The sequence below is a fragment of the Microbacterium galbinum genome (assembly GCF_023091225.1).
GTDB classification, from domain to species: domain Bacteria; phylum Actinomycetota; class Actinomycetes; order Actinomycetales; family Microbacteriaceae; genus Microbacterium; species Microbacterium galbinum.
On sequence record NZ_JAHWXM010000001.1, the window covers coordinates 2,436,259 to 2,457,685 of the forward strand.

A 21,427-nucleotide genomic window follows, 5' to 3' on the forward strand; every position below is an offset into this window, starting at 1 on the left:
TCATTAGCGTTTAAAGTGAGAGCATGAAGAAGCCCGTGATCGTTCTCGCCCTCGCATCCGTCGCCGCCCTGGCGCTGGCCGGATGCTCCACCGCCGCTGCGGGAGAGGGCGCGAGCGACGACGGCACCATCACGGTCGTCGCGAGCACCAACGTCTACGGCGACATCGCCTCGACGATCGGCGGCGACCATATCGACGTCGAGTCGATCATCACCTCCGCTTCGCAGGACCCGCACTCCTACGAGGCCACCGCCCGCGACCGCCTCACGGTGCAGAAGGCCGACCTCGTGATCGAGAACGGCGGCGGATACGACGCGTTCATCGACACGCTCCTGCAGGACGCGAACGACCCCCACGTCGTCACGGCCGTCGAGTACTCGCACGACTACCCCGGCAACGAGGCTCACGACGACCATGCCGACGAGGACCACGCTGCCGACGACGCAGCGACCGAGGCGCCCGCCGAGGAGGAGCACGACCACGAGCACGCCGAGGGTGAAGAGGGCCACGAGGGTCACGACCACATCGAGGGCTTCAACGAGCACGTGTGGTTCGACCCGCACACGATGATCCACGTCGTCGAGGCGATCTCCGACGAGCTCTCCGAGCTCGACCCCGAGGGCGCCGACGAGTTCGCCGCGAACGCGGCCGAGCTCACGGCCGAGCTCGAGGGCTTCGAAGCCGACCTCGCGTCCATCAAGGCGGATGCCTCGGGCATCGACGTCTTCCTCACCGAGCCGCTGCCCGGCTACCTCGCCGCGGCCGCCGGATTCACCGATGTCACCCCCGAGGGCTTCGCCGAGTCGGTCGAGGAGGGCACCGATGTCGCCCCTGCCGTTCTGCTGCAGGCACTCGACGTGATCGAGAGCGGCGAGGTCACCGCTCTCCTCACCAACGCGCAGACCGGTGGTTCCGAGACGCAGCGCGTCGAGGATGCCGCGAAGGCCGCGGGCATCCCCGTGATCGCGTTCACGGAGCTGCTCGAGGACGGATCGTCGTACTCTGAGTGGATGAGTGACGCGATCCAGAGCCTCGCCGCCGCGACCCAGTCGTGAGTCGGCGCCCCGTCCTCGAGATCGCGGATGCTTCGCTCCACCGTGGAGACCGCGAACTCTGGTCGGGACTCGATCTGACGGTCCAGCCCGGCGAGTTCATCGCCGTGCTGGGCCCTTCGGGTTCGGGCAAGACCACCCTTCTGCGCAGCATTCTCGGTCTGCAGCCGCTGTCGTCGGGAACCATCCGCGTCGCGGGTGAGCCCGTGCACCGGGGGAACTCGCGCATCGGCTACATCCCGCAGCAGCGCTCGCTCGCCCCCGACACGAGCATGCGGGCCCGCGACCTCGTCGCCCTGGGTGTGCACGGCAGCCGCTTCGGGTTCCCGGTGCCGCACCGCGGCGACCGTGCGAAGGTCGACCGCCTGCTCGAGTCGGTCGGGGCCGCGCACTTCGCGGATCGCCGCGTCGGACTCCTCTCCGGCGGTGAGCAGCAGCGGCTGCGGGTCGGTCAGGCACTCGCAGACGAGCCGGCACTGCTGCTGTGCGACGAGCCGCTCTCGAACCTCGACCTCGCCAATCAGGTCGCCGTGACCGACATCATCGACCGGCAGCGCCGCGAGCGCGAGGCGGCCGTGATGTTCGTCACCCACGACATCAACCCCATCCTCGGCAAGGTCGACCGCATCCTCTACATCGCCGGCGGGCGCTTCCTGCTCGGCACCCCCGACGAGGTGCTGCAGACGCGCGTGCTCACCGACCTCTACGGCACCCCGGTGTTCGTGCTCCGCGCCGGCGACCGGCTGGTGGTCGTGGGCGTTCCGGATGCCGAGCCCCACCACGATCACGGCGACCACGAGCACGCGCACGGAGGAGCAGCATGAGGCCCCTGGTCGACTGGAGCGACGTCTTCTCGTTCCAGGACTACGGCGAGCTCGTGGCCCTGCTCTCGAACTCGATCATCGCGGGGGCCGTGCTCGGCATCGTCGGCGGCCTCATCGGCGTCTTCGTGATGCAGCGCGACCTCGCCTTCGCCGTGCACGGGGTGAGCGAGCTGTCGTTCACGGGCGCCGCTGCCGCGCTGCTGTTCGGTGGCAGCGTCGTGTTCGGGTCGCTCGGCGGAGCCCTCGTCGCGGCGATACTGATCGGCGTCCTCGGCGCGAAGGCCCGGGACCGCAACTCGATCGTGGGCGTCCTCATGCCGTTCGGCCTCGGCCTCGGCATCCTGTTCCTGTCGCTCTACGACGGCCGCAGCGCCAACCGGTTCAGCCTGCTCACCGGGCAGATCGTCTCGGTGTCGAGCCCCGACCTCGGCTGGCTCATGGGCATCAGCCTGGTGGTGCTGCTCGGGCTGCTCATCATGTGGAACCCGCTGCGCTTCGACTCGCTCGACCCCGAGTCGGCGGCCGCTCGCGGTGTGCCCACCCGTGCCGTGAGCCTGCTGTTCATGGTGCTGCTCGGCCTCATCGTCGCCGTCAGCGTGCACATCATCGGTGCGCTGCTCGTGATGGCGCTGCTCGTCACCCCCGCCGCCGCCGCGATGCGCGTGACCGCCGGGCCGGTGGCCGTGCCACTGCTCGCCGCCCTGTTCGGCTTCGTCTCGGCGGTGGGCGGGATCCTGCTCGCCCTGGCCGGCACCCTGCCCGTCAGCCCGTACATCACCACCCTGTCGTTCACGATCTACGTCGTGTGCTGGGTGGTGCAGAAGGCCCGGGCCCGCGTGCGGCGGGTGCGGGTCTGACGTGAGCGACTCCCAGCCCTCGCCGATCCCCGACGCCTAGAATCGTCGGTATGGCTCAGCGGAACACCTGGCAGCGCGAACGCGTGCGCGAAGCACTCGCCGACGCGCGCGGTTTCGTGAGCGCGCAGAACCTGCACGCCTCGCTGCGCGACGACAACACGGGCATCGGCCTGGCCACCGTGTACCGCGCGCTCGCGGGTCTCGCCGCCTCCGGCGACGCCGACTCGCTGCAGAGCCCCGAGGGCGAGGCGCTCTACCGCGCCTGCACCACGCAGGGCCATCATCACCACCTGATCTGCCGCAACTGCGGACTCACGGTCGAGATCGAGGCCAAGGACGTCGAGCAGTGGGCGCACCGCACGGCCGCACTGCACGGATTCACGGATGCCGCGCACGTCGTCGACATCTTCGGACTGTGCGCCCCCTGCACCAACAAGCGCGACGCCGAGAGGGCCGCGACCGCGTGACTCTGCTCGCCCCGCAGCGCCACGCGCACGCCCACGGCTCGACGCGGTCGCCGCGCTCGGCGTGGATCGGCCTGATCCTGGGCGCCGTCATCATCGCGGCGCTGTTCCTGGTCGACGCGTTCCTGCCTCAGCTCTTCCCGGCTTCGCTGCCCACCCGCGCGCAGGACGGACTGACCCTCGCGCTCAGCGTGCTGATCGAGGCCCTGCCGTTCGTGATCCTCGGCGTGCTGCTGTCGATCGTCGTGCAGGTGTGGCTGCCGGCCGACGTCATCCACCGCTGGCTGCCGAAGCGCGCGTGGGCCCGCCGAGCGGTGCTGTCGCTGCTGGGCATGCTGATCCCGGTCTGCGAGTGCGGCAACGTGCCCTTCGCCCGCGGACTCATGATGCGCGGCCTCGCGCCGGCCGAGGCGATGACCTTCCTCATCGCGGCGCCGATCGTCAACCCGATCGTGATCCTCACCACGCACGCCGCGTTCGGGTGGGACGGCGGCATCCTCGTCGCCCGTCTCGTCGGCGGCTACCTGATCGCGAACCTCATCGGCTGGATCTACAGCCGCCACCCCTCGCCCGACGCGATGCTCACGCAGCGCTTCATCGACACGTGCGACCGCGTCACCCACGAGCACGGCACTCCGGTGAAGCGCAGCCTGACGCAGTTCCTCATCGAGCTGCGCGCGGTGATGCCCGCACTCGTGATCGGCTCGGCCCTCGCCGGAGCCGTGCAGGTGCTCATCCCGCGCGACATGCTGCTCGCGATCGGCGCGAACCCGGTGCTGTCGATCGTCGCCATGATGGCGCTCGCGATGACGGTCGCGATCTGCTCGAACGTCGACGCGTTCTTCGCGCTGTCGTTCGCCTCGACGTTCTCGTCGGGAGCCCTCGTCGCCTTCCTGCTCGTCGGCCCGCTCGTCGACGTGAAGATGCTCGCACTCATGCGCACGACCTTCACGGCGCGCACGCTGCTCGGCATCGTCGGCGTCGTGGTCGCCTCGGCCTTCGCGATCGGGATCGGGGTGAACGTCCTTGTCTGAGAACACGACCGCTGAGAACACGACCGCTGAGCACACGCACGCCCCCTCGCGCTCTCGTCTGCGCGCCCTCGGCACGCGGTGGCTGGGCATCGGGCTCGCGACCTTCGTGTCGATCGTCACGCTCGGCCTCGGTTTCACGGGCCGCCTCACCCTCTACATCAGCCCCGAGTCGGTGTGGTTCGCGTGCGCCGCGGCGGTCGTGACCCTTCTGGGTGCGATCTGGTCGTGCACCCTGCCGCTGGGCGAAGAGGCCGATCACGGTCACGATCACGGCACCGCGCACGACGACTCGGATGCCGCTCCCACCCCGCGCCGCGCCCTCGCCGCCGCCGGAGCGGTGACCGGTGGCATCCTCGCGACGGGCGTCGTCGCGGCGGCCCTCGTGTTGCCGCCGGCGTCGCTCTCGGTCGAACTCGCGATGTCGCGCGTCGGCGAGCAGACGGCGCTCTTCGCCGGCTCCGACGACGTCACGCTCGGCATCGCCGACACCTCCACCTTCGGGGTGGGGGACTGGGCCAGCGTCTTCGCGACGGCGACGAACACGGCGGCCTACGACGGGGCATCCGTCTCGCTGGTCGGGTTCGTCACCCCCGACGCGGTGAAGGACGGCGAGGTCAACCTCACGCGCATGGTCATCACGCACTGCGTGATCGACGCGCAGCCGGCGACGCTGCCGGTCGACGTCGACGCGAGCGCGTACGACACCGGACAGTGGGTCGAGGTCACGGGAACGGTGAAGACGGATGCCGACGGCAAGCTGAGCATCGTCCCCACCGAGGTCGTCGCGATCGACGAGCCGGGAGACCCGTATGAGTACTGACGACGAGCGGCCCGAAGGCCCCGCCGTCCCGCGCACGCGCGCCGAGATGCGCGCCGCCCGCGAGGCCGCCGCGGCGGCGGAGGCGGCCGAGGAGGAGTCTCGGGGCGGGGCCCTTCGACAAGCTCAGGACCCCGGGGCTGCGGATGCCCCGGAGTCAGACACCCCGAAACCCCGTTCCGCTGACGCCCCGAAACCCCGTTCCGCTGACGCCCCGGAAACCTGGGTTGCTGAGCCTGTCGAAGCATCCCCGCTCGTCGAGGAGCCTCGGGGCGGGGCCCTTCGACAAGCTCAGGGACCCAGTTTCGCGGAGCCTGTGAAACCCGTGGCTCAGGAACCCGGGTCCGTCGAGGCCACCCCGAAGCGTTCGCGCCGGTTCGGGATCGCGCTCGCCGCGGTGCTCGGCATCCTGGTGCTCGTGGGCGCCGGCCTCGGCGTCGTGAGCCTCACGCAGGGTCCGCGCATCACCGAGGTGCAGGTCGATCCGGCGCACGCGATCGACGCCTCGGGCAGCCGTCTCATCCTCACGGCCAACCAGTCGCTCGCGGCGATCGACCCCGCGCAGGTGACGGTCGAACCGTCGGTGCCGTTCACGGTGGATGCCGCGGGCCGGGGCATCGGCATCCGCTTCACCGTTCCGCTCGACGACGAGACGGAGTACACCGTCACGGTCGCCGACGCGACCGGCGCATCGGGTGGGCCGAAGAACGACCTGACGACGACGTTCACCACGCCGCCCTCGAGCATCTTCCTGCTCAACCGCAGCGACAAGGAAGACAAGATCTTCCAGACCGACCTCACCGGCGAGAACGGCGTGCCGGTGTTCGCCGCCGACAAGATCAACGACTTTCGCGCGACCTCGTCGCAGTTGGTCGTGACGGTCGAGGAGGACGACGGCTCGCACATCCTCGTGATGGACCACGACGGCGGCAACCAGCGCGAGCTGCCCCTGCCCGGCGAGGGCTACGTCGGATCGATCCAGGTGTCGGAGCGCGGGGGACTCGTCGGCTACAGCTACTCCGACCGCGAGCTCAGCGACACCGAGGGCCGCGCGAGCGTGCTCGTGACCCAGTCGCTGAACGACAAGGACTCCGAGCCGCAGGTCATCGAGGTCGGCGACACCGAGGCCAGCATCTTCGCGTGGCAGTTCGTGCCCGACAGCGCCGCGGTGCTGTTCATCGACTTCGACGGCGCGCTGTCGCTCGTCGACCGCTCGAGCGATGCCGGCGTGCAGTCGCTCGGTCTGGCCGCGAACATCCAGGGCATCAGCCGCGGCACCTACACCGCGATCGTCGAGCGCCTCGACGGCACGGTCGTCGAGCTCAATCTGGCCGACGGATCGGAGCAGCCGCTCGCCGCCTCGAACCCCGACTACGGCATCGCCTCGACCATCACTCCGTTCCCCGGCGGCACGCTCCGGCACGTCGTGCAGCGCAACGAGCTCGGCATCCCGACCGGCCAGGCGGTCGTGAAGGTCGACGACGACGGCACGGCGAGCCCGCTGATCGAGGTTCCCTCGACGGATTCGATCCTGCAGGCCTGCGCCTCGCCCAGTGGCCAATACGCCGCGGTGGTGATCGCCCCGAACATGACCGACAACCCCTACGACGAGATGCTGCTCCCGCTGCCGAAGACGATGGAGACGCACCTGATCGACCTGCGCACGGGTGACGCCATGCCGGTGCTCACCGGCTTCGACGCCTCGTGGTGCCAGACGGCCCCGCGCTTCTGACATGGTCGGCGCTCTGCACCGGGCGACCCGCGACGAGCTGAGCGGTCTGCCGGTCGACGTCGCCCCGCGACTGCTGGGCGCCGAGCTGCGCACGGTCGTCGCGGTGCCCGGTGAGCCGGCCGTCGAGGTGCGGATGCGCCTCACCGAGGTCGAGGCCTACCACGGGCAGGGCACGGGGGAGTTCGCCGATCCCGGCTCCCACGCCCGCATGGGGCGCACCGCCCGCAACGCCACGATGTGGGGCGAGCCCGGGCATCTCTACGTGTATCTGAGTCACGGCATCCACTCGTGCGTCAACGTCGTGTGCGGACCGGAGGGCGTCGCCGGCGGTGTGCTGCTGCGCGCCGGGGAGGTCGTCGGGGGAGTGGATGCCGCAGCGAGCCGCCGCGGCATCGACGCGTCGCTGACGCCCCGGGTGCTGCGGGATCTCGCGCGCGGGCCCGGGCGGTTCGGGCAGGCGGTGGGGCTGAAGCATCCGCTCCACGACGGCATCGACGCGGTCACGGGCGCCGAGTGGCACGGAGCGCGCGCCGAGCTGTGGCTGAGCGACGAGCCGGTCGAGGTGGCGTCGGGCCCGCGGGTGGGCGTCGCCGGGATCGCCGGGACGGATGCCTTCCCCTGGCGCTTCTGGATCGCCGGCGACCCGACGGTCTCGCCGTTCCGCTGGGGCCGCGGCGCCGAGGACGCGGCGCGTGGTGGGGCCCTTCGACAGGCTCAGGGACCCAGTTCCTGACGGCCGTTGCACCACTGGGGCGCTGAGCTCGTCGAAGCGTCCCTCCCCGGACGGGCGCCGCACCACTGGGTCGCTGAGCCTGTCGAAGCGTCCCGCCCCGAGACGCCTCACCCGTCAGGCGGAGTCGCGCCAGACGACCGGGGTGTCGAGCATGATGCCGGTGCGGGCGGCGGGTTCGTCGTCGCGCAGCTGTGCGAGCACGGATGCCGCGGCCGCCGCCCCGAGTCCTTCGGCGGGCTGGTCGACCGTCGAGAGCAGGGGAGTGGTGCGCATCGCCCAGGTGCTGTTGTCGAAGCCGACGATGCCGACGTCTTCGGGAACGCGGCGACCGGCCTCGCGCAGCGCCCAGATCGCGCCGGCGGCGACGGCATCCGATGCGGCGAACACGCCGTCGATGTCGGGTGCGCGCTCGAGCAGGCGGGTCATGGCCGCGGCGCCGTCGGCGTAGGAGTACAGCGGCACGGGTTCGACGAGTGCGGGGTCGAAGTCGGCGCCGAGGGCCTCGGTGAACCCGGCGAGGCGGTCGGCGCCCGAGTCGCGGTCCAGCGCCGCGGCGATCATGCCGATGCGGCGGCGTCCGGTCGCGTGCAGCCGAGACGTGATCGCGCGGGCGGCTCCGTGGTTGTCGACGCCGACCCAGGCCGCATCGACGTCGGGCGGGTGGCCGACGTAGGCGACGGGCAGGTCGAGGCGCATGACGGCCTTCGTGATGGGGTCCTGCGCGCGGGCGGAGACGATCACCGCGCCGTCGACGAAGCCGCCGTTCAGGTACCGGGCGACGCGTTCGGTGTCGCGGTCGGAGTCGACCACGAGGCACACCATCTGGTAGTCGGCCTCGGAGAGCGTCTCGTTGGTGCCGAGCATGATCGCCCCGATGTTGGGGTCTTCGAGGAACAGCGCGTGCGGCTCGTGCACGATGAACGCGATGGCCTGCGTGCGCTGACGCACGAGGTTGCGCGCGGCGGTGTTGGGCACGTAGCCGACCTCGCGGATGGCCTCTTCGATCGCGGTGCGGGAGGAGTCCGAGACGTAGCCGCCGTTGAGCACGCGGCTGACGGTTCCGCGCGAGACGCCGGCGACGCGCGCGACGTCGTGCACGGTGCTGCGGCGGCGCGTCGAGGAGCTCATGATGCTCAGCCTAGCGACTGGACTTGACGTCGAGCCGGCGGACATGTGACGATGTGTGCACGTTCACAGGAAATCATCCCGATCTTTTCGTGAGTCGAACTGTGCACGTGCACACATCTCTTCCGCAAAGGAGCGAAACCGAATGCCCGCCGCCGCGCCCACCCTCATCTCCTCTCTGTCCGAGGGGGAGGGTCTCGTCTTCGGATGCGACTACAACCCGGAGCAGTGGGACCGCAGCGTCTGGCCCGAAGACATCCGCCTCATGCGCGAAGCGGGCGTCGGACTCGTCGCGATCAACATCTTCGGATGGTCGACCATCAACCCGGGCGAGGGCCGCTGGGACTTCTCCGGCCTCGACGAGATCATCGCGCAGCTGCACGCCGCCGGCATCCGCGTCGACCTCGGCACCGGCACGGCCTCCCCGCCCCCGTGGCTCACGACGAAGCACCCCGAGATCCTGCCCGAGGGCATCGACGGCACCGTCTTCCACCAGGGCGGCCGTCAGGCCTACTGCCCGAGCAGCCCCGTCTTCCGGGCCTATGCGGCCGAGGTCACCCGCCGCGTCGTCGAGCGCTACGGCTCGCACCCGGCCGTCACCCTCTGGCACGTCTCGAACGAGCTCGGCTGCCACAACGCGCTCTGCTACTGCGCGACCAGCACCGGTGCCTTCCGCACCTGGCTGCGCGAGCGCTACGCCGATGACATCACCGCGCTGAACACCGCCTGGGGCACCAGCTTCTGGAGCCAGCGATACGGCTCGTTCGACGAGGTGCAGGTGCCCGCGCAGGTGCTCTCGCTGCGCAACCCGGGCCAGGTGCTCGACTTCCAGCGCTTCAGCTCCGACGAGCAGCTCGCGCTCTACCGCGCCGAGGCCGAGATCATCCGCGCGCACAGCGACATCCCCGTGACGACGAACTTCATGGTCACCGCGCACATCCGCGCCCTCGACTACTGGTCGTGGACCGGGGACATGGACCTCGTCGCCAACGACCACTACCTCGACCGTCGTCTCGAGAACCCGCGCCAGGAGCTCTCGTTCGCCGCCGACCTCACCCGCGGCCTCGCCGAAGGCGACCCCTGGCTGCTCATGGAGACCTCGACCAGCGCCGTCAACTGGCAGCCGGTCAACCTCGCCAAGGCCCCGGGCGAGCTCGCGCGCAACGTCGCCTCGCACGTGGCCCGCGGCGCCGACGGCATCTGCTTCTTCCAGTGGCGCGCCTCGACCCAGGGCGCCGAGAAGTACCACTCGGCCCTGCTGCCGCACGCCGGCACCGACAGCGACCTGTGGCGCGGAACCGTCGAACTGGGCCGCATGCTCGAGAGCCTCGGCGAGGTCGCCGGCACCCGCGTCGTCGCCGACGCCGCGGTGCTGTTCTCATGGGAGAACTGGTGGGCCGTCGAGAACGAGGGGCGCCCGAGCGAAGAGGTGCGCTACCTCGACCAGGTGCACGCCGCGCACACCGCCCTGGCGGATGCCGGGATCGTCGCCGACATCGTGCGCCCCGGTACCGACCTCGACGACTACCGCCTGATCGTGGTGCCGGCCCTGCACCTCGTGCGCGACGAGGAGGCGGCCGTCATCGCCCGCGCCGTCGAGCGCGGAGCGACCGTGCTCGTCACCTTCTACAGCGGCATCGTCGACGCCGAGGATCGCGTGCGCACGGGCGGCTACCCCGGCGCGTTCCGCGAGCTGCTCGGCATCCGCTCCGAGGAGTTCGCGCCGCTCGTGCCGGGGCAGAGCGTCGCGCTGAGCGACGGCTCGACGGCATCCGTCTGGAGCGAGCGGCTGCGCACGACGGATGCCGAGGCCATCGCCTCCTTCGTCGATGGGCCCTCCGCCGGTCACCCCGCGATCACGCGCCAGGCGCAGGGCGCAGGCGAGGCCTGGTACCTCGCGACCCAGCCGTCGCCCGAGGCGTACCGCGCGCTCGTCGCGCGGCTCGCCGACGCGGCGGGCATCGCCGCGGCACCCGGAGCCGGACCCGACGTCGACGTGGTGCGCCGCGTCGGAGCGGATGCCGCCTACCGCTTCATCATCAACCACGGCGCAGACCCCGTCGAGGTCGCAGCGACCGGCACCGAGCTCCTCACCGGCTCCGCCGCCACCGGCATCATCACCGTCCCCGCCGGGGCGGTCCGCATCATCAAGGAGGATGAATGACCACCACGCTCACAGCGCCGGCGAAGACCGGCGCGGCGCCGGGTCGGCGTCGATCCCGCATCCCGCATAAGGGCGCGATCGCCTTCCTGTTCCTGCCGTTCGGCGTGCTGTTCGCGCTGTTCTACGTCGCCCCCATCGCCTACGCGTTCTGGCAGTCGCTGCTGGTCGTGCGCCGCGAGGGCACCTTCGGCAAGGCCGAGCTCGTCTTCGGCGGCTTCGCCCAGTACGTGCAGGTCTTCCAGGACTCGGCCTTCTGGAACTCGATGGGGCGGATGCTGCTCTTCGGCGTCGTGCAGGTGCCGATCATGCTCGGCCTCGCGCTGCTGTTCGCGCTGCTGCTCGACTCGCCCCTGGTCAAGGGCAAGCGCTTCTTCCGGCTCGCGTTCTTCGTGCCCTACGCGGTTCCCGGCGTGATCGCCGCGATCATGTGGGGCTCGCTGTTCTCGCCGAACCTGTCGCCCTTCACCGCGATCACCAAGAACATCGACTTCCTCGGCGCCGATCTGGTGCTCTGGTCGATCGCCAACGTCGTCACCTGGGTCTACGTCGGCTACAACATGCTCATCATCTACTCGTCGCTGCTGTCGATCCCGACCGAGCTGTACGAAGCGGCCCGCCTCGACGGCGCCGGGCAGTGGCGCATCGCCTGGTCGATCAAGATCCCGCTCGTGCGACCGGCGATCGTCATGACCGCGATCTTCTCGATCATCGGCACGCTGCAGCTGCTCGCCGAGCCGCAGGTCTTCCGCTCGTTCAGCTCGGCGGTCACCAGCACGTTCACTCCGAACATGACCGTGTTCGCGACGGCATCCATCCCAAACACGAACCTCGCGGCGGCCTTCTCGGTCGTGCTCGCGGTGACGACCTTCGTGCTCTCGTTCGGATTCATGAAGTACATGCAGCGCAAGGAGCAGAACGCATGACCACCGCGACGATCATCGGGGCGCGCCGCTCGACCGGACGCGCCGCACGCGAATCGGGCATCTCGCGCGGTGCCGCGATGCTCATCATGGCCGTGTTCACCGTGTACTTCCTGCTGCCGCTGTGGTGGCTGCTGGTCGCGGCGAGCAAGGACAACAGCGACATCCTCACGACGGCCCCGCTGTGGTTCGCCGACGTGAAGTTCTTCGACAACATCGTCGAGCTGTTCGCCTACCGCGACGGCGTCTACCTGAAGTGGATGCTGAACTCGGTGCTGTACGCCGCGCTCGGCGGCGCGATCGCGACGCTGCTCGCGGCGATGGCCGGGTACGCTCTCGCCAAGTACCGCTTCCCGGGGCGCAACGCGCTCTTCGACATCGTGCTCGGCGGCGTGCTCGTCCCCGCGACCGCGCTCGCCCTGCCGCTGTTCCTCATCTTCAGCCAGGCGAACCTCACGAACACCTTCTGGTCGGTCTTCCTGCCCTCGATCGTGAGCCCCTTCGGCGTGTACCTCGCACGCATCTTCGCGGCGTCGTCGGTGCCGGACGAACTGCTCGAGGCGAGCCGTCTCGACGGTGCGGGGGAGATCCGCACGTTCTTCACCGTCAGCATCCGCCTGATGACCCCGGCGCTGGTGACGATGTTCCTCTTCCAGTTCGTCGCGATCTGGAACAACTTCTTCCTGCCGATGATCATGCTGCGCAGCGAAGAGCTCTTCCCCGTCGTCTACGGCCTCTACAACTGGAACAACCAGTTGAACCAGCTCCCCGAGCTGCGCGGCCTCGTGCTGATCGGCGCCCTGCTGTCGGTCATCCCCCTCATCGTCACGTTCCTCCTGCTCCAGCGCTTCTGGCGCAACGGTCTGGGCGCCGGCGCCCTGAAGTGAGCAGGTTGCCGGGCGGATGGCCCGTCCGGCGATGCACCACCCGAGAAAGGTCAGAAATGCAGCATTCGAAGAAGAAGGCAGCCGGCGCGATCGCCATCGCGGCGCTCGTGCTCACGGGATGCTCCGCCGGTGGCGGAGACACCTCGACAGGGGGCGACGCCGCCGCCTGCACCCCGGCGGACGGTGACGTCACGCTCGAGTTCACGTCGTGGATCCCCGGGATCGAAGACGTGGTGAAGATCTGGAACGACGAGAACCCCGAGATCCAGGTGAAGGTGCAGACCGGCCCCAACGGGAACGGCGGCACGTACCAGAACTTCTTCAACCAGCTCCAGGCGGGCGACGCTCCCGACCTCGGTCAGATCGAGTACGACGCCCTGCCGAACTTCCTCGTGCAGGACGGCATCGAAGACCTCAGCGCCTGCGAAGACGTCGTGGCCGCGGAGGGCGACTTCGTCGACTGGGCCTGGGGGCAGGTGACGCTCGGCACCGAGGGCGTCTACGGCATCCCGCAGGACATCGGCCCGATGGCGCTGTTCTACCGCGCCGACCTGTTCGAGCAGAACGACATCCCGATCCCCACCACGTGGGACGAGTACCGCGAGGCCGCGGTGCAGATCCGCGCGCTGGGCGGCTACATCACCAACTTCTCGCAGTCCGACATCAACCAGTTCGCCGGCTTCGTGTGGCAGGACGGCGGGCAGTGGTTCTCGAGCGATGACGCCGGCTGGACCGTCTCACTCGACGGCGAGCAGTCCGTCTCGGTCGCCGACTACTGGCAGGGTCTGCTCGACGACGACCTCGTCGCCACCGTCCCGGCCTGGACCGACGAGTGGAACAACGCCTACAACTCGGGCGAGGTCTGGACCTGGAACTCCGCCGTCTGGGGCGCGAACTCCATCTCGAGCGGTGCCCCCGACACGGCCGGCAACTGGGCCGTCGCGCCGCTCCCGCAGTGGAGCGCGGGTGACTCCGTCGCCGGAAACTGGGGCGGATCGTCGACCGCGGTCCTCAAGGGAAGCGAGCACGTCTACGAGGCGACGAAGTTCGCGCTGTGGCTGAACACCTCCGAGGAGGCGCTCACCGCTCTCGCCGAGGCCGCGAACCTCTACCCGGCCACCACCGCCGGCCTGAAGCTGCCGGTCTACGCCGACGGCGTCGACTTCTACGGCGGACAGAAGATCTACGACGTGTTCGCCGAGGCGGCCACGCAGGTGTCGCCGGACTTCGTGTGGGGCCCGACCATGACGCAGACCTACGCCGACGTCTCCGACGGTTTCAAGGGTGCGGTCAGCGGCAGTGGCACCCTCGCCGATGCGCTGAAGGACGCGCAGACCTCCACGGTCGACGCCCTGAAGTCGGCATCGATCCCGGTCACCGAGTAGGTTCTCCGGTTCTCGAAGGCCCGCGGGTGCTCCGGCATCCGCGGGCCTTTCGGCGTTCTCGGCATCCCTTTGCGCTGTGATAGCATTGGCGATTGTCTGTGCACACTCCTGTGCGCAGTTCGCATGCTGTTCGTCCCGAGGGGTGGATGGCGTGCAGACAAGGGATCTTGGGTGGGGCCGTCCGGCCTCACGGTATAGAAGGAGTCATCATGGCAGCAGTGTGCCAGGTGACCGGAGCTGTTCCCGGTTTCGGTCACAACGTCTCGCACTCGCACCGCCGGACGAAGCGTCGCTTCGACCCGAACGTGCAGAAGAAGACCTATTTCGTTCCGTCGCTCGGTCGTAAGATCACGCTCAACGTGTCCGCCAAGGGCATCAAGGTGATCGACGTCCGCGGCATCGAGAACGTGGTCAAGGACCTCCAGGCGAAGGGTGTGAAGCTCTAATGGCCAAGAAGGCTCAGGACGTACGTCCGATCATCAAGCTGCGTTCGACGGCGGGTACGGGTTACACGTACGTGACCAAGAAGAACCGCCGCAACACCCCCGACCGCCTCGTGCTCAAGAAGTACGACCCGGTCGTCCGCAAGCACGTCGAATTCCGAGAGGAGCGTTGATCAATGGCTAAGAAGAGCAAGATCGCTCGCAACGAGCAGCGCAAGGTCATCGTCGAGCGTTACGCCGAGCGTCGCGCCGAGCTGAAGAAGACCCTGGTCGACCCGAACGCCACCGACGAGGCCCGCGAGGCCGCACGCGTCGGCCTGCAGAAGCTGCCGCGCAACGCGTCGCCGGCTCGCGTGCGTTCGCGCGACGTCATCGACGGCCGCCCCCGCGGTGTCCTCACGAAGTTCGGCATCTCGCGTGTCCGCTTCCGTGACATGGCGCACCGTGGCGAGCTGCCCGGCGTGACCAAGTCCAGCTGGTAAGTAGCATTTTCGGTCCCTGAGCTCGTCTCGGGGTCCGGAGGGGCGAGGATCTTCGGATCCTCGCCCCTTTTGCGTGTGTGGGGGTGGTGCTGGGCGACGCGATGGGCGGACTTCTCCGCGTGGGGCGGATGCTTGGAGTCGAAACCTCCGCCCTACGGTGAGTTCTCCGCCCGACGTGTTGCTCTCCACATCTCGCGCGAGCGGCTGCATGTCCACAGAACCCGGCCTTTGCGACCCTCGTGACGGTGCGCGGCGGGCATCCTCGACGGATGCATGCGGTGAGAGAGGTCGTTGCGCGAGGGGGCATCGCCCGAATCTCGACGCTGCGTCTGGCTGGCGTCACGGAGCATTCGTTGCGGAAGGCGATCCGTAGCGCGTCGCTGATCTCGGTGTGCCGCGGCTGGGTGGCGCGCCCGGATTGCGATCCGATGCTCATCGCGGCGGCGAGGCGCGGTGTGGTGCTGAGCTGCATCACACTCGCGTCGCGTCGGGGGCTCTGGGTCTCGAGCGCAGACGGCGTGCACGTCGCCGCTCCTCCGGCATCAGGCCACGCGGGCGCAGTCCAGGGTGTCGTGCACTGGAGCAAGCCGCTCTTCCTCCGAGATCCGGAGGTGCTCGAGGATTCGATCGAGAATGCGCTTGTCCTCATCGCGCGCTGTCAGCCGTATGAAGATGCGCTCGCGACCTGGGAGTCCGCGCTGCGGATGCGGATGGTCGACCCGGGCACGCTCGCCCGGGTGCGTCTGCCTCCGGCGGCGCGTCGGCTGCTCGCGGATGCGACGCCGTTCGCGGATGCTGGAACCGAGACGATCTTCCGCACTCGGCTCGCATGGTTGCGGCTTCCCATCACGCCTCAGGTGTGGTTGTTCGGTCATCGCGTGGACTTCGTGATCGGCGAGCGTCTCGTGATTCAGATCGATGGCAGTCACCACGTCGGGGTTCAACGATCGCGAGACATCGCCCATGACACCGAACTGATGCTGCGCGGCTATCACGTCATCCGGATCGGGTACGACCAGCTCATGAACCAGTGGGCATCGGTTCAGGCCCAGATCCTCGCCGCCGTGGCCCAGCGGCTCCACCTTGCGTCATGAGTCGGGCGGAGAACTCCCGGTTGGGCGGAGGATTAAGGGCCTATTCTCCGCCCAACCGAGAGTTCTCCGCCCAACGGGGTGCGGAGCCCCACCCCTCACGCCACGGATGCCTCGGCGTGCTGCACCGCCCAGGCGAGGGCGTGGTCGGCGATCTGCTCCCAGCCGTCCTGGCTGACGAGGCGGTGGGTGCGTCCGGGGTACTCGATGTAGTCGACGATCGCGGGGCTGCCCGAAGCGCGGTACTTCTTCTCGATCGCCCGCACGATGGCCGGCGGCACGACGTGGTCGATCTCGCCGGCGATGAGCAGCAGCGGAGCACGGTCGGCGCGGGCGTAGTCGACGTGCGTGACGCCGCCCTTCTCGTTGAGCACCGAGGTCACGCCCTCGAAGAACACCCGGTTGTACGAGTTGACGGCGTACTCCTCCCACAGGGCGTCGGATGCCGCGCGCGACAGGTCGTTGCCGAAGGTGAAGTGGAAGTGGCGCTTCGAGAGGGGCTTGGCGCCGTTGCGTCCGAAGGGGGTGGAGAGGATCGGGGTACCGGTCCAGAGGGTCGAGAGGGGGAGGGCGGTGACGCCGGCGGTCTGTCCGGGAGCGACGCCCACGTAGGCGGCGCCGAGGCCGCGGTCGGCGAGCATCTGCGTGAGCACGCCGCCGAAGGAGTGGCCCATGATGATCGGCTTGACGGGGAGTGCGCGGATGATGCGCTCATAGTTGTCGGCGATCTGCTTCAGGCCGATGCCCTTGAGGGCCGAGGGGTCGCGGCGGATGTCGTCGACGGTGCGGTCGTCGATGCCGGGCCATCCGGGAACGATGACCTCGTGGCCCTGTGCGCGGAAGCGCTCGGCCCACGTGTCCCAGCTCTTCGGGGTCATCCAGAGTCCGTGGATGAGGACGATGGGGGTCTTGTCGGTGCTGTTCATGATCTTTCTCCTGTGTTCGGTCCTGCGGGGTGGAAGTGCGTTACGCTGATAGTAGACCGAACGTTCTATCTACCGCAAGGTATTCCCGAGAATCGAGAAATCGCCGAACGGATGCCACGATGAGGGGAGGACCCACCATGAGCACCGACACCACGAAGCGCCCGAGCCCCGCCCGCGCACGCCTGATCGAGGCCGCCACGCGCCTCTTCTACGAGGAGGGCATCCACGCGGTCGGCGTCGACCGCGTGATCGCCGAGGCCGAGGTCACGCGCGCCACGCTGTACAAGCAGTTCGGCGGCAAGGGGAACCTCGTGCTCGCCTACCTCGAGAACGAGGATCGGATGCTGCGCGACATGTTCGCCGAGGCGGGATCCGCCGTCACCGACCCCACGCGGCTCATCGACGCCGTCATCGACGGCATCGTCGCCGACATCCGCCTGCGGCACACCCGCGGCTGCCCGTTCATCAACGCCGCAGCCGAGTACCCCGACGGCGAGGGACCCGTACGCGTGATGATCGACGAGCACCGCGAGTGGTTCCGGAGCACGCTCGAACAGGTGGCCGGAGCGGCCGGTCTCGAGCGGCCGGCCGAGGTCGCGGCCTCGCTCGTGCTGCTCCGCGACGCCGCTCTGGTCGGCGGATACCTCGACGGAGACGACCGCGTATCGCCCGCTTTCGAGCGCACGGCGCAGGCCGTGATCGCGGCGCACCGGCCCTGAAAAGCGTCGGGACACGCCCGAAAACCTGTGACTGGAGTGACAAAAGTCGTGCAACACGCCCAATAAATGACCAAAACCCGCGAAATGACGCGGAAATGGGGGTGGTCATTGATACATTCAAGGCGGTCACTCGACCAGGGGCATCCGCCCCGATCCACACAACGATGCGACGAGATCCTCGTCGCTGGAGGATGACATGGCTGACAAGTCCATCACCAAGACCGAGCTCGTCGCGAGCATCGCCAGCGCCACCGGCCAGAGCCAGGCCACCGTCTCGGGTGTCCTCGACGCGCTGTTCTCCACGGTCTCCGACGCCGTTGCCAAGGGCAGCAAGGTCTCGATCCCGGGCTGGATCTCGTTCGAGCAGGTCGACACCGCCGCTCGCACCGGCCGCAACCCGCAGACCGGCGCCGAGATCAAGATCCCGGCCGGCAAGCGCGTCAAGGTGACCGCTGGTTCCAAGCTGAAGGCAGCCGTCAAGTAAGACGCTTCCTGTCGAAGGCCGCCGCCCCTCGGGGTGGCGGCCTTCTGCGTCCCCGGCAGAGAGCCTGCGGCATCCAGCGCCACGTCAGCCGGCACGGATGCCGCGGCTTAGGCTGGAGGGGTGAACACCCGCGCCGCGACGACCCGATCGAGCGCGTCGGCCTACCGCCTCGCTGGCATCGGAATCCTCGCCGTCGCCGCGATCGTCGGCGTCGTCGCCGCGCTGATCGTCGGCGGGGGAGCGGCACCCCTGCTGCTACAGGATCCCGGCCCCTTCGTCATGTGGGCCACCCCGATCGTCAAGCTCACGATGAACGTCGCGGCCGCCGCGATGCTCGGCTCGCTCGTGCTCGCCCTGTTCGCGCTCAAGAGCGGCGAGAAGCCGTTCGACACAGCCCTCAACATCGCCTCGATCGGTGCGGCGGTCTTCACGATCTCGGCGGGGTTCACCGCGTTCCTCACGTTCATGGCCGCGTTCAACCCGCAGCTCAGCATCGAGCGCGAGTTCGGCGCACAGCTCGGCCGCTACCTGCTCGAGACGGCCCTGGGTCAGTCGTGGTTGATCACGACGATCTTCGGCTCCGTGATCACGGTGCTCGCCTTCGCCTGGCGCACCTGGACGCCGACGCTCATCACGGCGCTCCTGGCCGCGGCATCCTTCCTCCCCCTCGCCACGCAGGGGCACTCGGGCGATCTCGCCGGCCACACGGTCGCGGTCAACTCGATCCTGCTGCACACGATCGGCGCGGCGGTGTGGCTCGGCGGTCTGCTGCTGATCGTGCTGCTGCGCGGACGCGACGGCGTCGACGGTGCGCAGCTCGTGCGACGCTACTCGTCGCTCGCGATCGCCGCGTTCTTCGTCGTCGCGATCTCGGGCGTCGCCCGCTCGGTCGTCGCCCTCGGCGACTGGAGCCAGCTCGCGACGCCGTACGGCGCCATCCTGCTCGCCAAGGTCGTGCTCCTGGGCGGTATGGGCCTGCTCGGCGCCTGGTACCGTGCGCGTCTGATCCCGAAGCTCGACGGCCCCCGGGCATCCGCCTGGTTCTGGATGCTGGTGCTCTGCGAGGTCGCCCTCATGGGGCTCGCCTCGGGTGCCGCCGCGGCCCTCGCCCGCACGCCCCCGCCGACCGGTGAGGAGGCCGCGTTCGCGCAGACCCCCGCCGAGGTGCTGACCCGCTCGAACGTGCCGCCGGAGTTCACCCTCGACCGCTGGTTCACGTCATGGGACCTCGACATCCTGTGGCTCGTCGCCGCCGGGTTCGGGCTCTTCCTCTACATCGCCGGCGTCATCCGTCTGCAGCGCCGCGGCGATCGCTGGCCGATCCACCGCACCGTCTTCTGGGTGCTCGGGATGCTGCTGCTCGTCTGGGTCACCTGCGGCCCGATCAACGCGTACCAGGAGTACCTGTTCAGCGTGCACATGCTCGGGCACATGATGCTGTCGATGGCGATCCCGCTGCTGTTGGTGTCGGGTGCCCCGGTGACGCTCGCGCTGCGCGCGATCCAGAAGCGCGACGACGGCACGCGCGGCGGCCGCGAATGGATCCTCTGGGCGGTGCACTCGCCGTTCTCGAAGGTGGTCACGCATCCGTTCGTCGCGGCGGGCATCTTCATCCTGTCGCTGTGGGCGTTCTACTTCACCGACCTCGTGCGCTGGTCGATGTTCGAGCACCTCGGGCACGAGTGGATGGTCATCCACTTCCTCATCTCGGGCTACCTCTTCGTGTTGACGCTCATCGGCGAGGACCCCATTCCCTACCGCCTGCCGTATCCGGGCCGGCTCATCACCCTGATCGCCATCATGGCCATGCACGCGTTCTTCGGCGTCGCGATCATGATGCAGGAGGGCCTCATGGTCGCCGACTGGTTCGGCTCGATGGGCCGCACCTGGGGACCCGACCCGATGGACGATCAGTACATCGGCGGCGGCGTGGCCTGGTCGATCGGCGAGATCCCCACGCTCATCCTCGCCATCACCGTCGCGATCCAGTGGAGCCGCAGCGACACCAAGCTGCAGAAGCGCCGCGACCGTCACGCCGACCGCACCGGAGACGCGGAGCTCGAGGAGTACAACGCCAAGCTCGCCCGCATCGCCGAGCGCGACCGCCAGAACGCCGACGCCGGCCGCAGCTGAGCCGGAGACACCCGACGACTAGCCGGCTGGGGCGTCCTCGGGCGAGCCGACGCGGATCGACGCCGTGCCGTCGGCGAGGATCACGATCGTCCCGTTGACCTGGAACGGCACGTCCTCCGACACCGTCTGGATCGACCCGTCGAACAGGGAACGGATCTCGACCTCGACGTGGGCCACGGCATCCGTCGGCGGAATCTGCCACTGCGAACCGTCGGGCTCGACGGTCACCGTCGGCTGCGTGACGATCGACCACGCGGGCAGCGTGGCGATGCGGTTCTTGACCTCCATGCCGAAGGGGCAGGCGGTCGGCTGCAGCACCTCCTGCGAGGTGCAGCTCGTCAGATACTCCTCGACGCGCTCCTGCACGACCGAGAGGAACTCCTCGGTGGGCGTCGTCTGCACGTCGAGCGGGGTGGTGGCCAGGGGCGTGTCGGCGAGCACGCCGATGCCCGACGACTCCGAGATGGCGGTGTCGACCGTCACCGCGTACAGGCCCGGGGTGAAGACGAGCAGCGGCAACGGGTCGAGGGGAGCGGCATCCATCCCTGCGGCCGAGACCTGCCGTCGGTCGACCGCGAAGCCGTTGACCGAGAACTGGTCGGCGCCGCGGAGCGTGAGATCGACGACCGCGAGCGGGCTGTCGTCGAATCGCCAGCGCGGGGCGACACCCTCCCAGCCGTCCTGGGTGACCGTGAACGTCGTCGTGCCGGGGTGACCGGAGGCCGAGTAGCCGACGGTCACCGCGAAGCCGTCGTCGACGGCCTTCTCCGACTCGATGCGCACGTCGGTGAGCGGGGCGAGCGCCGCATGGCGCAGCAGGGCCTCGGATGCCGTGGGCGAGAGTCCCGCGTCATCCAGGGTCTCGCGGTCGACGGCGACGCCCGGAACGCGCAGTGCGTCGGCGGCGCGGCCGGAGGACAGCAGATCGAGGTAGCGGGTGACGAACGCGGACGGACTGTAGTAGTCCTTGTAGAGCACGGCTCCGCCGGCGCCGAGGGCCGCGATCAGGACGATGCCGACGAGGGCGAGGATCGTGAGATCGACCCCCACGCGCGCGCGCTTGCGCGCCGAAGACTCCACCCCGTCCATGGGGTCAGTCTAGGGAAGCGTCCTGGGACGAAGCCGAGCGCCGACACCCCGCGTCGCACGGCGAGC

Annotated in this window: 22 protein-coding genes; 19 read left to right on the plus strand and 3 right to left on the minus strand. The window is 69.2% G+C overall.

The window, feature by feature from the left end:
* Nucleotides 1-23 precede the first annotated feature (23 nt).
* The 8 genes from KZC52_RS11675 to KZC52_RS11710 all read left to right on the plus strand — a co-directional run bounded on the left by KZC52_RS11675 (nt 24) and on the right by KZC52_RS11710 (nt 7,513).
* Entirely contained in the window at nt 24-1,055 is a 1,032-nt protein-coding gene (locus KZC52_RS11675; protein WP_247624210.1) for a metal ABC transporter solute-binding protein, Zn/Mn family, read from the plus strand.
* Complete coding sequence (locus KZC52_RS11680; protein ID WP_247624211.1) at nt 1,052-1,876, plus strand: metal ABC transporter ATP-binding protein; 825 nt, start codon at nt 1,052-1,054, stop codon at nt 1,874-1,876. The genes KZC52_RS11675 and KZC52_RS11680 overlap by 4 nt, the downstream gene beginning before the upstream one ends.
* On the plus strand, nt 1,873-2,733 hold the full coding sequence (locus KZC52_RS11685; RefSeq protein ID WP_247624212.1) for a metal ABC transporter permease: 861 nt from the start codon (nt 1,873-1,875) through the stop codon (nt 2,731-2,733). The genes KZC52_RS11680 and KZC52_RS11685 overlap by 4 nt, the downstream gene beginning before the upstream one ends.
* A 50-nt stretch (nt 2,734-2,783) precedes the next feature.
* Entirely contained in the window at nt 2,784-3,200 is a 417-nt protein-coding gene (locus tag KZC52_RS11690; protein ID WP_247624213.1) for a Fur family transcriptional regulator, read from the plus strand.
* Nucleotides 3,197-4,231 carry a permease gene (locus KZC52_RS11695; protein WP_372491572.1) on the plus strand — a complete coding sequence of 345 codons (1,035 nt, stop codon included), beginning with the start codon at nt 3,197-3,199 and terminating at the stop codon, nt 4,229-4,231. Before KZC52_RS11690 ends, KZC52_RS11695 begins: the two co-directional genes overlap by 4 nt.
* Nucleotides 4,224-5,051: a TIGR03943 family putative permease subunit gene (locus KZC52_RS11700; protein WP_247624214.1), complete on the plus strand. Its 828-nt coding sequence runs from the start codon at nt 4,224-4,226 to the stop codon at nt 5,049-5,051. Before KZC52_RS11695 ends, KZC52_RS11700 begins: the two co-directional genes overlap by 8 nt.
* 322 nt (nt 5,052-5,373) lie before the next feature.
* On the plus strand, nt 5,374-6,780 hold the full coding sequence (locus KZC52_RS11705; RefSeq protein ID WP_247624215.1) for a hypothetical protein: 1,407 nt from the start codon (nt 5,374-5,376) through the stop codon (nt 6,778-6,780).
* 1 nt (nt 6,781) lies between these two features.
* Nucleotides 6,782-7,513, plus strand: a complete 732-nt coding sequence (locus tag KZC52_RS11710; protein ID WP_247624216.1) for a DNA-3-methyladenine glycosylase — start codon at nt 6,782-6,784, stop codon at nt 7,511-7,513.
* Between the two features lie 114 nt (nt 7,514-7,627).
* On the opposite strand, the gene KZC52_RS11715 is transcribed toward KZC52_RS11710, so the two are convergent.
* On the minus strand, nt 7,628-8,641 hold the full coding sequence (locus KZC52_RS11715; RefSeq protein WP_247624217.1) for a LacI family DNA-binding transcriptional regulator: 1,014 nt from the start codon (nt 8,639-8,641) through the stop codon (nt 7,628-7,630).
* Between the two features lie 142 nt (nt 8,642-8,783).
* Here KZC52_RS11715 and KZC52_RS11720 point away from each other — a divergent pair, with 142 nt between their 5' ends.
* The 8 genes from KZC52_RS11720 to KZC52_RS11755 all read left to right on the plus strand — a co-directional run bounded on the left by KZC52_RS11720 (nt 8,784) and on the right by KZC52_RS11755 (nt 16,013).
* Nucleotides 8,784-10,802: a beta-galactosidase gene (locus tag KZC52_RS11720; RefSeq protein WP_247624218.1), complete on the plus strand. Its 2,019-nt coding sequence runs from the start codon at nt 8,784-8,786 to the stop codon at nt 10,800-10,802.
* Entirely contained in the window at nt 10,799-11,725 is a 927-nt protein-coding gene (locus KZC52_RS11725) for a carbohydrate ABC transporter permease (RefSeq protein WP_247624219.1), read from the plus strand. The genes KZC52_RS11720 and KZC52_RS11725 overlap by 4 nt, the downstream gene beginning before the upstream one ends.
* Nucleotides 11,722-12,609: a carbohydrate ABC transporter permease gene (locus KZC52_RS11730; RefSeq protein ID WP_247624220.1), complete on the plus strand. Its 888-nt coding sequence runs from the start codon at nt 11,722-11,724 to the stop codon at nt 12,607-12,609. The genes KZC52_RS11725 and KZC52_RS11730 overlap by 4 nt, the downstream gene beginning before the upstream one ends.
* 56 nt (nt 12,610-12,665) lie before the next feature.
* A complete protein-coding gene (locus KZC52_RS11735) occupies nt 12,666-13,994 on the plus strand; it encodes an ABC transporter substrate-binding protein (protein ID WP_247624221.1) in 1,329 nt (442 codons plus the stop codon).
* Nucleotides 13,995-14,203: 209 nt separating this feature from the next.
* On the plus strand, nt 14,204-14,440 hold the full coding sequence (gene rpmB / locus KZC52_RS11740; RefSeq protein WP_017203559.1) for a 50S ribosomal protein L28: 237 nt from the start codon (nt 14,204-14,206) through the stop codon (nt 14,438-14,440).
* The gene (gene rpmG / locus KZC52_RS11745; protein WP_046014935.1) at nt 14,440-14,610 is read left to right on the plus strand and encodes a 50S ribosomal protein L33; all 171 of its coding nucleotides are present in this window, start codon (nt 14,440-14,442) and stop codon (nt 14,608-14,610) included. Before rpmB ends, rpmG begins: the two co-directional genes overlap by 1 nt.
* A 3-nt stretch (nt 14,611-14,613) precedes the next feature.
* Nucleotides 14,614-14,919: a 30S ribosomal protein S14 gene (gene rpsN, locus KZC52_RS11750; protein WP_017829734.1), complete on the plus strand. Its 306-nt coding sequence runs from the start codon at nt 14,614-14,616 to the stop codon at nt 14,917-14,919.
* Between the two features lie 458 nt (nt 14,920-15,377).
* The gene (locus KZC52_RS11755; protein ID WP_247624222.1) at nt 15,378-16,013 is read left to right on the plus strand and encodes an endonuclease domain-containing protein; all 636 of its coding nucleotides are present in this window, start codon (nt 15,378-15,380) and stop codon (nt 16,011-16,013) included.
* 95 nt (nt 16,014-16,108) lie between these two features.
* Here KZC52_RS11755 and KZC52_RS11760 read toward each other — a convergent pair whose 3' ends face one another.
* Nucleotides 16,109-16,936: an alpha/beta hydrolase gene (locus KZC52_RS11760; protein WP_247624223.1), complete on the minus strand. Its 828-nt coding sequence runs from the start codon at nt 16,934-16,936 to the stop codon at nt 16,109-16,111.
* A gap of 137 nt (nt 16,937-17,073) precedes the next feature.
* On the opposite strand from KZC52_RS11760, the gene KZC52_RS11765 reads away from it, so the two are divergent.
* From KZC52_RS11765 to KZC52_RS11775, 3 genes are all read left to right on the plus strand, one after another.
* Nucleotides 17,074-17,655 (plus strand): TetR/AcrR family transcriptional regulator, encoded by a 582-nt coding sequence (locus tag KZC52_RS11765; RefSeq protein ID WP_247624224.1) that lies wholly within the window; start codon nt 17,074-17,076, stop codon nt 17,653-17,655.
* Between the two features lie 196 nt (nt 17,656-17,851).
* Nucleotides 17,852-18,139, plus strand: coding sequence for an HU family DNA-binding protein (locus KZC52_RS11770; protein ID WP_247624225.1), 288 nt, complete (start codon nt 17,852-17,854; stop codon nt 18,137-18,139).
* A gap of 120 nt (nt 18,140-18,259) precedes the next feature.
* A complete protein-coding gene (locus KZC52_RS11775; protein ID WP_247624226.1) occupies nt 18,260-20,272 on the plus strand; it encodes a bifunctional copper resistance protein CopD/cytochrome c oxidase assembly protein in 2,013 nt (670 codons plus the stop codon).
* An 18-nt stretch (nt 20,273-20,290) separates the two neighbouring features.
* Here the strand turns inward: KZC52_RS11775 and KZC52_RS11780 are convergent, their stop codons facing one another.
* A complete protein-coding gene (locus KZC52_RS11780; protein WP_247624227.1) occupies nt 20,291-21,361 on the minus strand; it encodes a hypothetical protein in 1,071 nt (356 codons plus the stop codon).
* Nucleotides 21,362-21,427: the final 66 nt, after the last annotated feature.